This is a genomic window from Streptomyces sp. A3M-1-3 (assembly GCF_024213665.1).
Lineage (GTDB): Bacteria > Actinomycetota > Actinomycetes > Streptomycetales > Streptomycetaceae > Streptomyces.
Map to the genome: position 1 here is coordinate 36,069 of NZ_JANAVP010000022.1, position 12,962 is coordinate 49,030.

Below are 12,962 nucleotides of genomic sequence, written 5' to 3' on the forward strand. Positions count from 1 at the left end.
GCGCGTGCCCGTCAGGCGGCGGGGCCCGCGACGAGCCGCCCGCCCTCCGCCCTGATCGGGACCGCGGGCAGCGGGTCGGAGGCGGGGCCGCGCAGCACCTGCCCGGTCGTCACGTCGAACCGGCTCCCGTGGCAGGGACAGTTGCCCCGAGTCTCGTCCTCGATCTTGTCCAGTACGCAGCCGGCGTGGGTGCACTGCGCGCTGAACGCCAGGTACTCGCCCTCGGCGGGGCGGCTCACGACGACCTTCTGCTCGCGGTAGAGCTTCGCGCCGCCCACCGGAACCTCGTCGGCCGCGCCCAGGTCGACCGGGGCGGTGGGCGTGGGGGGCGTGGAGCCGCCGCTGTTCGTCTCGGTCGAGCAGGCCGTGAGCCCGAGTCCGAGCCCGGCGGCCCCGGCCAGAGCCGCCCCCTTGAGCACGGTACGGCGGGCGGAGGGCTGGGCGGACATGAGCTGTCTCCACTGGTCAGGGGGCGGTCGGCAGAAGACGATACCGGCGGTGGCCACTTACGCCTCCCACAGGCCATGGGATACGTTCCCCCGCATGATCGTCGTCGCCGGAGAAGCACTGATCGACCTGGTGCCGCAGGGGACGGCGCCGCGCGGCGAGCCCCTGCCGGCGCTGCTGCCCCGGCTGGGCGGCGGCCCGTACAACACGGCCCTTGCGCTGGGCCGGCTGGGGGCCACGGCCGCGTTCTGCTCGCGGGTCTCGACGGACGGCTTCGGCGAGGCGCTGCTCGACGGTCTGCGGTCGGCCGGGGTCGACCGCACGCTCGTCCAGCGCGGGCCCGAGCCGACGACGCTGGCCGTGGCGTCCATCGGGACGGACGGCTCGGCCGGTTACGGCTTCTACGCCGAGGGCAGCGCGGACCGGTTCTTCGAGACACCGGCCGCGCTGCCCGCCGGGACCCGGGCCCTGGCGCTGGGCACGTGTTCGCTGGTGCTGGAGCCCGGCGCGAGTGCGTACGAGGCGCTGCTGCGGCGGGAGGCGGCGCGCGGGGTGTTCACCCTGCTCGACCCGAACATCCGGCCGGGGCTGATCCCCGATGCGGACGCGTACCGGGCGCGGTTCAGGGGCTGGCTGCCGCACGTGGACCTGCTGAAACTGTCCGAGGAGGACGCGCGGTGGCTGGGCGGCGACCCGGCCGACTTCCTGGCGGGGGGTGCGGAGGCGGTGGTACTGACCCGGGGTGCGGCCGGGATGACCGTACTGACGCGGGCGGGGGACGAGTTCGCGGTCCCGGCGGAACCGGTGGAAGTGGCGGACACGATCGGCGCGGGCGACACGGTGAACGCGGCACTGCTGCACCGCCTGGCCGCGCACGACGCGCTCTCGCCACGGGCGATGGCCGCCCTGGGTAAGCCGGCATGGCAGGACACCCTCCACTTCGCAGCCCAAGCGGCGTCCCTCACCTGCTCCCGCCCAGGAGCCCAACCCCCATACGCAGCAGAACTGCCCCCGTAGCGTGGCCGGCCACGGCCAGGCAGCACAGCGGCGGCGAAGGACCCGGGACCTCCGCGCATCGGCGGAAGGCCCTGCGCCCGGCAGGCACGCGAGCCCGCGGGACGCAGCGGCCGAGGCCCGTAGCCCAGCGGCCACCCGAGCACCTCGGTACGCGACGGGCCCGCGCACCGGCTGAACGGCCCCGCTCCCAGCGGATACGCCAGACGCGCGGCCCACCCGCGCGGCGGCGACGACCCTGCGCAGCACACACACGAGCAGTCGGGCCCGAGCCGTGGCCGAGCCCCTGCGCCTACCCGAGCATCGCCGTATACGGCAGGCCCCGCGTGGCCGCGGGGAGCCCCGCCCAAACAGATACCGACCAGCGGGCCCGCGCAGCGGCCGAGGCCCCGCAGCCGCACGAGCATCGCAGTACGCGACGGGCCCGCACAGCGGCGGAACGGCCCCGGGTCCAGCGGATCCGCCCGCCCGCGCGGCGGAGGGCAGGGCCCCCGCGACCGGCGGGTGCGAGGGGACCCGGGCGGTGGTGGGGCCCCGCCGTGGGGTCAGGCCTTGCGGGTGCGCGGCGTCTTCGCGGTCGCCGTCCTTACCGGGACCGCGTTCGCCTTCGCCGCCACCGTCTTCTTCGCCGACGCCCGCTTCACGGGCTTCCGCGCCGCCGGCACCACCGCGTCGCTGATCCGGTCCGCGCCCAGGATGTCCCGCAGGAACTTGCCCGTGTGGCTCGCCGGGACCGAGGCGACCTGCTCCGGCGTGCCCTCGGCGACGACCAGGCCACCGCCGTTGCCGCCCTCCGGGCCCATGTCGACGACCCAGTCGGCCGTCTTGATGACGTCCATGTTGTGCTCGATGACGATCACCGAGTTGCCCTTGTCGACGAGATTGGACAGCACCTTGATCAGCTTGCTGATGTCCTCGAAGTGCAGACCGGTCGTCGGCTCGTCCAGGACGTACACCGTCCGGCCCGTCGACCGCTTCTGGAGCTCCGAGGCGAGCTTCACGCGCTGCGCCTCACCACCCGACAGCGTCGGCGCTGACTGGCCGAGCCGGACGTATCCGAGGCCCACCTCGTTGAGCGTCTTGAGGTGGCGGGAGATGGTCGGCACGGCCTCGAAGAAGTGCAGGGCCTCCTCGATCGGCATGTCCAGCACCTCGGCGATGGACTTGCCCTTGTAGTGGACCTCCAGCGTCTCCCGGTTGTAGCGCGCCCCGTGGCAGACCTCGCACGGGACATACACATCGGGCAGGAAGTTCATCTCGATCTTGATCGTGCCGTCGCCGGAACAGTTCTCGCAGCGGCCGCCCTTGACGTTGAAGGAGAACCGGCCTGGCAGGTAACCGCGGACCTTCGCCTCCATCGTCTCCGCGAAGAGCCTGCGCACATGGTCGAAGACACCGGTGTACGTGGCCGGGTTGGACCGGGGCGTCCGGCCGATCGGCGACTGGTCGACGTGCACCACCTTGTCGACGAGGTCGTCGCCGTCCACCCTCGTGTGCCGCCCCGGCACCGAACGGGCGCCGTTCAGCTCACGCGCCAGGTGCGTGTAGAGGATGTCGTTGACCAGCGTCGACTTGCCGGAGCCGGAGACGCCGGTGACCGCCGTCAGCACACCCAGCGGGAAGGAGACGTCGATGTCCTGCAGGTTGTTCTCACGCGCACCGTGGACGGTCAGCTGCCGCCCCGGGTCCACCGGGCGCCGGATCTCCGGCATCAGGATGGCCTTCTTGCCGGACAGGTACTTGCCCGTCATCGACTCCTCGTTGACCAGCAGCTCCTTCAGGGAGCCGCTGTGCACGACCTTGCCGCCGTGCTCACCCGCACCCGGGCCGATGTCGACGACCCAGTCGGCCACCTTGATGGTGTCCTCGTCGTGCTCGACGACGATCAGGGTGTTGCCCATGTCGCGCAGCCGCACGAGCGTCTCGATCAGGCGGTGGTTGTCGCGCTGGTGCAGTCCGATGGACGGCTCGTCCAGTACGTACAGCACGCCGACCAGCCCGGAGCCGATCTGGGTGGCGAGCCGGATGCGCTGTGCCTCGCCGCCCGACAGCGTGCCGGCCGCGCGGTTCAGGGACAGGTAGTCCAGGCCGACGTCGACCAGGAACCTCAGCCGCTCGTTGACCTCCTTCAGCACCCGCTCGGCGATCTTCTTGTCGCGCGCGTCGAGCCTCAGCCGGCCGAGGAAGTCGGCGCACTCACTGATCGACATTGCGGAGACCTCGGCGATGGACTTCTCCATCACCGTGACCGCGAGGACGATCGGCTTCAGGCGGGTGCCCTCACAGGTCGGGCAGGGCACCTCGCGCATATAGCCCTCGAAGCGCTCGCGGCTGGAGTCGCTCTCCGCCTCCGAGTGCCGCCGCTTGACGAACGGCACCGCTCCTTCGAAGGAGGTGGTGTACGCCCGCTCACGCCCGTACCGGTTGCGGTAGCGGACCTCGATCTGGGTCTTGTGCCCGTACAGCAGTGCCTTCTTGGCACGCTGGGGCAGCCCGGCCCACGGAATGTCCGTACGGAAGCCGAGCTCGTCGGCGAGCGCGCCGACCAGCCGGGCGAAGTAGTCCTTGGTGTGGCCGAGCGACCACGGCGAGACCGCGCCCTCGTCGAGGGACTTCTCCTCGTCCGGGATGATCAGCTCGGGGTCGACCTCCATACGCGTGCCGATGCCGGTGCAGTCCGGGCAGGCGCCGAAGGGCGAGTTGAACGAGAAGGAGCGCGGCTCCAGTTCCTCGAAGGACAGGTCGTCGTACGGGCAGTAGAGGTGCTCGGAGTACATCCGCTCACGCTCGGGGTCGTCCTCGGGCAGGTCCACGAAGTCGAGGATGACCATGCCGCCGGAGAGGCCGAGCGCGGTCTCGACCGAGTCGGTCAGCCGGCGCTTGGCGCTGTCCTTGACGGTGAGGCGGTCGACGACCACCTCGATGGTGTGCTTCTCCTGCTTCTTCAGCGTGGGCGGCTCGGTCAGCTGGATCGTCTCGCCGTCCACCCGCGCCCGGCTGTATCCCTTGGTCTGCAGGTCCGCGAAGAGGTCGACGAACTCACCCTTGCGTTCACGCACCAGCGGCGACAGGACCTGGAAGCGGCTGCCCTCCGCCAGGCCCAGCACCTTGTCGACAATGGCCTGCGGCGACTGGCGCGTGATGGGGCGGCCGCAGTCGGGGCAGTGCGGCTTGCCGATCCGGGCGAAGAGCAGACGCAGGTAGTCGTAGACCTCGGTGATGGTGCCGACCGTCGAGCGCGGGTTGCGCGAGGTCGACTTCTGGTCGATGGAGACCGCCGGGGACAGGCCCTCGATGAAGTCGACGTCGGGCTTGTCCATCTGGCCGAGGAACTGACGGGCGTACGAGGAGAGGGACTCGACGTACCGGCGCTGCCCCTCGGCGAAGATCGTGTCGAACGCGAGGGACGACTTGCCCGAACCCGAGAGTCCGGTGAAGACGATGAGCGAGTCGCGGGGCAGGTCGAGCGAGACGTTCTTGAGGTTGTGCTCGCGAGCGCCACGAACGATGAGACGGTCGGCCACGCCGGTCCGCACCTTTCTTGAGAGAAGCAGGGGGACTATGCAGAACAGCCCCCGTCCCAGGGTATGGGGGGCGCCGAGCGATGTCGTAAGGATTCAGCTCCGAGCCTATAGCACGCGCATTCGATTTTCCGTACAGGCCGGGATGCTTCACCCGATCGAGTGGACGGCGCTATCGTCGACGGCATGATCGATCATGTGCGCGACCTGGCATCTGTACGTGAAGCGACCGAGCGGCTCCTCGCCGCGACCGGCAAACTGGACAACGCGGCTGTGACCGAGCCGTCACGACTCCCCGGCTGGACCCGCGGCCACGTCCTCGCCCACCTGGCCCGCAACGCGGACGCGCTCGTCAATGTCCTCGAAGGCCGGCCGATGTACGTCAGCGCCGAGGCCCGCGACGCCGACATCGAGCGCGACGCGCCCCGCCCCCTCGACGTACAGCTCGCGGACGTACGCGACAGCGACGCCCGATTCCAGCGGGCGGCCGACGCCCCGGCCGACTGGTCCCGCACCCTCACCCTGCGCAACGGCGTCACCGACGCCGCCGCGCGGCTGCCCTTCCGCCGGCTGATCGAAATCGAGCTGCACCATGTCGACCTGGGCATCGGCTACGAGCTGGAGGACCTTCCGTGGGAATTCACCGGACGCGAGATCGAGTTCCTCACGGAACGCTTCTCCGGCCACCCGGACGTACCGTCCCTCATCCTGGCGGCGGCCGACGGGCGCCAGTGGCGCACCGGCCGCACCACCGACACCACCCCTCTCACGGTCAGCGGCAGCGCCGCCGGGCTGCTGGGCTGGCTGGCCGGCCGCGGCGACAAGGGAGCGGGCCTGGACACCGGCGGAGCCCCGCTGCCGCCGCTGCCCCCGCTATAGGCTGAGCCCATGACGTACAGCGGAGTGGTACGGGTCGGCGGACCGGCGGATGTGCACGAGCTGGCGGACCTGATGATCTCCAAGGTCGCGGTCGGCCCGATGGACAACAACGCGTACCTGCTGCGGTGCCGGGCGACCGGCGAGCAGCTGCTCGTCGACGCGGCCAACGACACCGAGACGCTGCTCCACCTGATCGGTGACGACGGCATCGCGTCCGTCGTCACCACCCACCGGCACGGCGACCACTGGCAGGCCCTCGAAGCCGTGGTCGCCGCGACCGGCGCCCGTACCTTCGCGGGGCGGTACGACGCCGAGGGCCTTCCCGTCGCGACCGACGTCCCGGTCGAGGACGGCGACACCATCCAGGTCGGCCGGGTTTCCCTGACCGCCCGTCACCTGGTCGGCCACACGCCGGGCTCCATCGCGCTCGTGTACGACGACCCGCACGGCCACCCGCACCTGTTCACCGGCGACTGCCTCTTCCCCGGCGGGGTGGGCAACACGCACAAGGACCCGAAGGCCTTCGCGAGCCTGATCGACGATGTCGAGCGGAAGCTCTTCGACCGGCTGCCGGACGAGACGTGGGTCTACCCGGGCCACGGCAAGGACACGACCCTGGGCGACGAGCGGCCGCACCTGCCTGAATGGCGCGCTCGCGGCTGGTAGGCGGTAGGCCCGCAGGCGCACTTGTACCGTCCGCTCAGCCGGCTGTATCGGTGCGGGGCGCGGCGCCGGCGAATCGTTCCGCCACCTCCCTCGGAAGCGGGCCCAGGTGCAGCAACCCGGTGACGAGCCGGGTGGTGAGGGTATGCCACTCGCCCGCGCCCCGCAGCATGGCGTGATCGCCGCCGGGCATCCGCAGCGCACAGGACTCGGCGCCTGCCGCCCGGGCCCGCTCCTCGAAGGCCCAGGAGTCGCGCGGGTCGGTCACCCGGTCGCGGTCGCCGTGCACCAGCACGATCCGGCGGCCCGCCAGGTGCTCCACCGGCTCGCCGGGCGGGCACCACGGGGCGAGGCCCACGACGGCCCGTACGGTCGAGTGGCCGGCCACCCGCAGAGCCGCGCGCCCGCCCATCGAATGGCCGACCAGGACAACGGGGACGGGCCCGGTCAGCCGCGTCAGTTCGTCGAGTGCCCGGCGGGCGTCACGGGCTGCATCGCCCCGTACGCCGTTCCAGCCGCGGTGGCGGTAGCGGACCTGCGCCAGCACAACACCGTCGTCCGCGGTGGCCCGCGCGATCGCCCGGGCGAAGGGGCGCATCCGGGCGCCCGGCAGATTCCAGCGTGTGGGCGGCTCGAGCGCGTCCGCACGGCCGCCGTGCAGCAGCACAACGGCGGCCCGCGGTCGTTCTGCGGTCCGCTCGACGACGAGAGCGGGACCGGGAGGCAGCGCCTTCGTGTCGCGTACGGCCATGGGTCAGTCCTCAGCTCCTCAAGGGGTTCCGGCCGGGCCGCGCGCGTTCGGCCCCCGTCTTGTATTCGGAGCCCGGGGCAGGGTGGATGGGCCGGGCGTACCGATTCTTACAGGGAGGGGTGCACGGAGGGTGCACGCAGGCGGCCGCGTATGCCTCCGCGCGCCCCATAACCGCCCTCCGGGGCGGGTAGTTGGAGCGTCATGCGCGAAGATCACCCCCCATCCGGGTCTCCGTCCATGGCCCGTCTCGCGGCCGCGTCACTCGCCGGGACCGCCATCGAGTTCTACGACTTCTTCGTCTACGGGACCGCTGCCGCGCTGGTCCTGGGGCCCCTCTTCTTCCCGACGTTCTCGCCGCTGGCCGGGACGCTCGCCGCGTTCGGCACCTTCGCCGTCGGCTTCCTGTCCCGGCCACTGGGCGCCGTGGTCTTCGGCCATATCGGCGACCGGTACGGCCGGCGTCCGGTGCTGTTCGCCTCCCTGCTGCTGACCGGCTTCGCGACCGTGGCGGTGGGGTGCGTACCGACGTACGGATCCATCGGAGTCGCCGCGCCCGTCCTGCTGTTGGTGCTGCGCTTCCTCCAGGGTCTCGGGCTCGGCGGTGAGTGGGGCGGCGCGGTGCTGCTCACCGCGGAGCACGCTCCCGAGCGGCGGCGCGGGCTGTGGGCGAGCTTCCCGCAAGTCGGGCCGGCGGTCGGCTTTCTGCTGGCCAACGGGGTGATGCTGGCCCTCTCGGCGGCGCTGACGGATGCTCAGTTCCGGTCGTGGGGATGGCGCGTGCCGTTCTGGGCGGCGGGCGTGCTCGCGCTGGCCGGGCTGCTGCTGCGTACCTCCCTGACCGAGACCCCGCAGTTCAGGAAGCTCGCCGAGACAGGGCAGCGGGCGAATGTGCCGCTGGCCGACGTGGTGCGCGGGCACTGGCGGCTGGTGCTGCTGACCGCGGGCGCGCTCTCGGTCGGGTACGCCGTGTTCTACGCGGTGAGCACCTGGGCGCTCGCCTACGGGACGGAACAGCTCGGGGTGAGCCGGACCGTGATGCTCACCTGCATCATGGCGGCCGTCGCGATCCAGGGGGCCGCGACGCCGTTTGCGGCGATGCTCGGCGACCGGTACGGGCGCCGGCCGATGTGCCTGCTGGGATGCGCGGCGGCGGCGGTGTGGATGTTCCCGCTGATCGCGCTGCTGCGCACCGGCGAACCGCTGCTGATGTTCCTCGGCTTCCTGGGCGCGCTGCTGGCCTTCATCACCATGTTCGCGGTGGTCGCCGCGTACCTGCCCGAGCTGTACGAGCCGCGGGTGCGCTGCACGGGCGCCGCCGTCGGCTACAACCTGGGCGGGGTGGTCGGAGGTGCGCTGACCCCTATCGTGGCCACTGCGGTGGCCACCGGGGACGGGCCGCCGTGGGGTGTGGCCGCATATCTGACCGGCATCGCGCTGCTCAGTCTGGGCTGTTTCGCACTCCTGCCGGAGACCCTGCCCGCGGCGGCACGGACCGGGTCTCCGGAGACGACTGAGGCGACGCCGGACGCGACGGAGGCCGCGCCCGCCTGACGCCGTCCGCGGTCAGGCGTCGACGCTGTCCTTCCGGTCCCGCTCGGCCTCCTTGGACGCCTCGGCGGCCTCTGCGGCCTCCTGCTTCCTGGACGCCATGAGGCTGGTGATGGTGGTGATCACCAGAACACCGCAGATCACGGCCAGCGAGACCGGGATGGAGATCTCGGGGACCTGAACCCCGGACTCGTGCAGGGCGTGCAGCACCAGCTTCACGCCGATGAAGCCGAGGATGACCGACAGGCCGTAACTCAGGTGGACCAGCTTCCTGAGCAGGCCGCCGATGAGGAAGTACAGCTGTCGCAGGCCCATCAGGGCGAAGGCGTTGGCCGTGAAGACGATGTACGGGTCCTGGGTCAGGCCGAAGATCGCCGGGATCGAGTCCAGCGCGAACAGCACATCGGTGGTGCCGATGGCCAGCATGACGACCATCAACGGGGTCAGGACGCGCTTGCCGTTGTTGCGGATGAACAGTTTCGTGCCGTGGTACCGGTCGGCCACGCCGAAGCGCTTCTCGACGGACTTCAGGAGCCGGTTCTCCTCGAACTCCTCCTCCTCGTCGTCGGAGCGCGCCTCCTGGATGAGCTTCCAGGCGGTGTAGATCAGGAACGCGCCGAAGATGTAGAAGACCCACGAGAAGCTGGCGATGATGGCGGCGCCGGCGGCGATGAATATCGCGCGCAGGACCAGGGCTATCAGTACGCCGACCAGCAGCACCCGCTGCTGGAGGTGGGAAGGCACCGAGAACTTCGCCATGATCAGGACGAAGACGAAGAGGTTGTCGACGCTCAGCGACTTCTCGGTGATGTAGCCCGCGAAGAACTCGCCGGACGCCTGGCTCTCGCCGAAGGCCAGCAGGCCGAGGCCGAACAGTGCGGCGAGGACGATCCACACGATCGTCCAGGTGCCGGCTTCCTTGATCGACACGTCATGGGGCTTGCGGCCGATGAAGAAGTCGGCACCGATGAGGATGCCCAGACCGACGATGGTCAGCACCCAAAGGGTCAATGAAACGTCCACTACGCCTCCGGCAGATGGCTACGGCTCAAGAGTCAGCATCATGGCTGCCGGAGGTCTCTTCCACCCGGGGCACGCTGAACGGCGCCGCAAGCCGACGCCCCGGGACCGGTCTCGGTCCGTATTGACGGGAACGCCGCAGCAGGAGTACTCCCCTCCGCACAAAGAAGCGTACACGGATTACCAAGGGAAGGTAAAGGGGTTGGTAAAGCCAATCCCAAAAGGCCAGGTCAGGGGCGCCAGGTGCGGCGGGCCTCGGCCGCCTGGCCGAGCACCTGCCGCAACACCTGGCTGCCGGGCGGCGCCAGCAGCGGCTCGAACGTCCACGCGTGCCCGACCCACGGGTCGGCCAGGTGGTCGTCGGGGACTGGGGTGATCCGCAGCAGCGAACGCCACAGCGGGTCGAGCACCGGTCCGTACGCGCTGGCGTCCTCGCGGTCCGCGACCATCACCAGATGCACGCCGACCGCCGGGCCCTCGTCCGCGAGATAGCGCAGCTGGGTGACCGCCCGGTCGTCGAAGCCGTGCGGGAAGTCGTTGACTATCAGCAGCTGCTCGGCCGTGTCGAGGTCGGGCGGCAGCGAATCCGGCGCGCCGCCGCGGATCGCCATCTGTACGAGGTCCACCCGCTGGGTGAGCTTGGCCAGCACGGCGGCCACTCCCCCGGCGCCGGCCGCGGGCGGCTCGTCGAGCACCCCGGACTGGACGAGCGGGGCGAGGGCCGCGGCTCCGGACCCGGCCGGGTCGATCACGTGCACCGAGAAGTCGCCTGCCGGATAGACCGCCAGCAGCCGGGCGGCGGTCGCGACGGCCGTGTCCATGGCGAGCCGACGCAGCTGGCTGGAGTCCGTCATCAGGGCGGCGTCCGAGCCGGAGCGGCCGCTGTCGATCCACAGGCCGCGCTCCAGCGGCAGCCGCACAAGCATGGGGATCCGCAGATCCGTGCGCTCGGGGAGGTGCAGATCGCCGACGCGCAGCGCCATCGGGACTTCCATCGGGACCCGGTAGCCGTGCCACACCGGGTTGTCCCAGCGAGCGAAGGCCGGCGGCAGGGCAGGCTCCACGACCCCCGACTCCGCGGCGAGCTGCGCCAGGTCGCGGTCGAGCGACTCGCGGGCCTGGTCGACCAGCTGATCGTGCTTGGCGCGGGCCGCGGCGCGGGCGGTGTCTCCGGTCGTGCCGATGCGGCTGCGCGGATCGGAGAGGACCCGGTCGAGCTCCTGCTCCATACGGGACTCGGCAAAGTCCACGGCACTGCGGTACGCGGCGGTGGCGCGGGCCAGGTCCTCGAACATGCCCCACACCTGGTTGTAGAGGCGCTCCTCCATGGACCATCCGGTCGCGTCGCCTGCGACCGGTGTGGGCGGCTGCCCGGGCCGGACCTGCGGGGCGGCCGGGGGCGGCGGAGGAGGCGCGGCGGCCTGCCGGCCCGGATGCGCGTAGTTGACCGGGCCGCCTCCGGTGCCGGGACCGAGCGGGCCGCCGGGCCCGCCGACCTGCGGCGCGGCGCCGTGGGCGTTCGGGGTGTGGGCGCCCGGGCCGTGGGCGGTGGCGCCATGCGCCGGGGTGCCGTGCGTGTGCGGGCCGTGGGACGGCGTGCCGTGCGGGCCGTGGGACGGGGTGGCGGCGGGCGGCTGGTCGGCCTCCGGCAGGGCGCCTCCGGTCTGGCCGGGGGCCGGGTGCGCCGCAGTGTGCCGGGCGCGGTCCCCGTCCGGGGTGCGCGGCGGGGGTGCCGAAACCGAGCGGGCCAGCCCACTCGCCACCGCTTCCTGGATGGCGGTGGCCAGCTCGCGGGCCTGCGGCAGGCCCTGGTCGCCGAGCATCTCGGCGAGTCCGCCCGCGTACCCCTGGCCGACGGCACGGACCTTCCACGCGCCCTGCCTGAGGTAGAGCTCGAGGGCGACGACCGCGGACTCGGCGTCCAGATCGGTGATGGTGTAGCTGGCGACCTCCGTGCCGTCCAGGCCGGTCACCGCGACGAAGGGGGCCGCGACGGCACCGAAGCGCACCGGTCCGCCGACCCCCACCGGCAGCGCGAGCAGCACGTTGACCCGGTGCACGGACTCCGGGAGGGCGCCCAGATCGACCGCCAGCCGGTGGTCCGCCGCCGCCTGCCGGGAGACCTCGAGGCCCGGCAGCTGGGGCGAGCCGGGGTGGGCGACCCACTCCACGCCGCGTACCTTGCCGCGCTCGTCGCTGAGCGTCGCGCCCGCCACCACCGGCTGCCCGGCCGATACGCGGATTTCCAAACGGGTCTGGGGCAAGGGGTGGTTCTGCCCCCGGACCAGCTCGGCCGTCATCGCCTCAAGTCCCCTCGTCATGTCGGGTGGTGCGGTGCAGCTCCCGGCGGCGGCATGCCTCCGGGAGCTGCACCGGCGAAATCGCCGTACCGGCCGGACTACAGGTGCGGCAGGATCGCCGGCATCAGGTCCTGGAAGGTACGGCCGTTGGCCGGGTTGCCCACCGCCGTCATCTGCCAGCCGGCGCCGGCTCGGTGCACCTTCGCCATGATCTGCGCTGTGTACTGCCCGCCACCGTCGAGCGTGTAACGGGCCAGTTCCTGGCCGTTGGTCTCGTCGACGATGCGGCAGAACGCGTTCTGCACCTCCTGGAACGTCTGGCCGGTGAAGGAGTTCACCGTGAAGACGATCTGGTCGATGTGCACCGGGACGCGCTGCAGGTCGACGAGGATCGCCTCGTCGTCGCCGCCCTGGCCGGCGCCGCCGACCAGGTTGTCGCCGGTGTGCCGGACGGAACCGTCGTCGCTGACCAGGTGGCGGAAGAACACCACATCGACCGGCTGCTTGTCGGCGAACAGCACCGCCGAGGCGTCCAGGTCGATCTCACGCGTACGCGAACCGAACAGACCGCGACGCGGCGCCGCCTGCCAGCCCAGCCCCATCCGCACCGCGGTCAGGGTCCCCCCGTCGGACTTCTGCAGGCTGATGGCCTGACCCTTGGTCATGTTGACCGTCACGCGCTGTCCCCTCTCCTTCGGCCCGGGGCCCCGGAGGTGGTCCTCCGGGAAAGCACAGCCCCCTCTAACCGCCTGTGTGTGCGGTTGTCCAGCACCCTACGCAGTCAGGTCGGCGGCGCTGCGACCGCGTCCCGGTTTTGTG

The 12,962-nt window shown here is 71.5% G+C and carries 10 protein-coding genes; 4 read left to right on the forward strand and 6 right to left on the reverse strand.

Annotation, left to right across the window (positions count from 1 at the left end; all coding sequences use genetic code 11):
* Positions 1-11: 11 nt before the first annotated feature.
* The gene (locus tag NLX86_RS23470) at positions 12-449 is read right to left on the reverse strand and encodes a ubiquinol-cytochrome c reductase iron-sulfur subunit (RefSeq protein WP_254373748.1); all 438 of its coding nucleotides are present in this window, start codon (positions 447-449) and stop codon (positions 12-14) included.
* A gap of 94 nt (positions 450-543) precedes the next feature.
* On the opposite strand from NLX86_RS23470, the gene NLX86_RS23475 reads away from it, so the two are divergent.
* Positions 544-1,464: a carbohydrate kinase gene (locus NLX86_RS23475; protein ID WP_254373749.1), complete on the forward strand. Its 921-nt coding sequence runs from the start codon at positions 544-546 to the stop codon at positions 1,462-1,464.
* A 542-nt stretch (positions 1,465-2,006) separates the two neighbouring features.
* Here NLX86_RS23475 and uvrA read toward each other — a convergent pair.
* The gene (gene uvrA, locus NLX86_RS23480; protein ID WP_254373750.1) at positions 2,007-4,985 is read right to left on the reverse strand and encodes an excinuclease ABC subunit UvrA; all 2,979 of its coding nucleotides are present in this window, start codon (positions 4,983-4,985) and stop codon (positions 2,007-2,009) included.
* 183 nt (positions 4,986-5,168) lie between these two features.
* Between uvrA and NLX86_RS23485 the strand changes: the two genes are divergently transcribed.
* Both NLX86_RS23485 and NLX86_RS23490 read left to right on the forward strand, forming a co-directional pair.
* Positions 5,169-5,861 carry a maleylpyruvate isomerase family mycothiol-dependent enzyme gene (locus tag NLX86_RS23485; RefSeq protein WP_254373751.1) on the forward strand — a complete coding sequence of 231 codons (693 nt, stop codon included), beginning with the start codon at positions 5,169-5,171 and terminating at the stop codon, positions 5,859-5,861.
* Positions 5,862-5,870: 9 nt separating this feature from the next.
* Positions 5,871-6,527 carry an MBL fold metallo-hydrolase gene (locus tag NLX86_RS23490; protein WP_254373752.1) on the forward strand — a complete coding sequence of 219 codons (657 nt, stop codon included), beginning with the start codon at positions 5,871-5,873 and terminating at the stop codon, positions 6,525-6,527.
* 34 nt (positions 6,528-6,561) lie between these two features.
* On the opposite strand, the gene NLX86_RS23495 is transcribed toward NLX86_RS23490, so the two are convergent.
* Positions 6,562-7,275: a S9 family peptidase gene (locus NLX86_RS23495; RefSeq protein ID WP_254373753.1), complete on the reverse strand. Its 714-nt coding sequence runs from the start codon at positions 7,273-7,275 to the stop codon at positions 6,562-6,564.
* A 237-nt stretch (positions 7,276-7,512) separates the two neighbouring features.
* On the opposite strand from NLX86_RS23495, the gene NLX86_RS23500 reads away from it, so the two are divergent.
* Positions 7,513-8,826: an MFS transporter gene (locus NLX86_RS23500; protein WP_254373754.1), complete on the forward strand. Its 1,314-nt coding sequence runs from the start codon at positions 7,513-7,515 to the stop codon at positions 8,824-8,826.
* Between the two features lie 12 nt (positions 8,827-8,838).
* On the opposite strand, the gene NLX86_RS23505 is transcribed toward NLX86_RS23500, so the two are convergent.
* The 3 genes from NLX86_RS23505 to NLX86_RS23515 all read right to left on the reverse strand — a co-directional run bounded on the left by NLX86_RS23505 (position 8,839) and on the right by NLX86_RS23515 (position 12,820).
* The gene (locus tag NLX86_RS23505) at positions 8,839-9,846 is read right to left on the reverse strand and encodes a TerC/Alx family metal homeostasis membrane protein (protein WP_254373755.1); all 1,008 of its coding nucleotides are present in this window, start codon (positions 9,844-9,846) and stop codon (positions 8,839-8,841) included.
* Positions 9,847-10,073: 227 nt separating this feature from the next.
* A complete protein-coding gene (locus NLX86_RS23510) occupies positions 10,074-12,143 on the reverse strand; it encodes a TerD family protein (protein WP_254373810.1) in 2,070 nt (689 codons plus the stop codon).
* A gap of 98 nt (positions 12,144-12,241) precedes the next feature.
* A complete protein-coding gene (locus NLX86_RS23515; RefSeq protein WP_254373756.1) occupies positions 12,242-12,820 on the reverse strand; it encodes a TerD family protein in 579 nt (192 codons plus the stop codon).
* Positions 12,821-12,962: the final 142 nt, after the last annotated feature.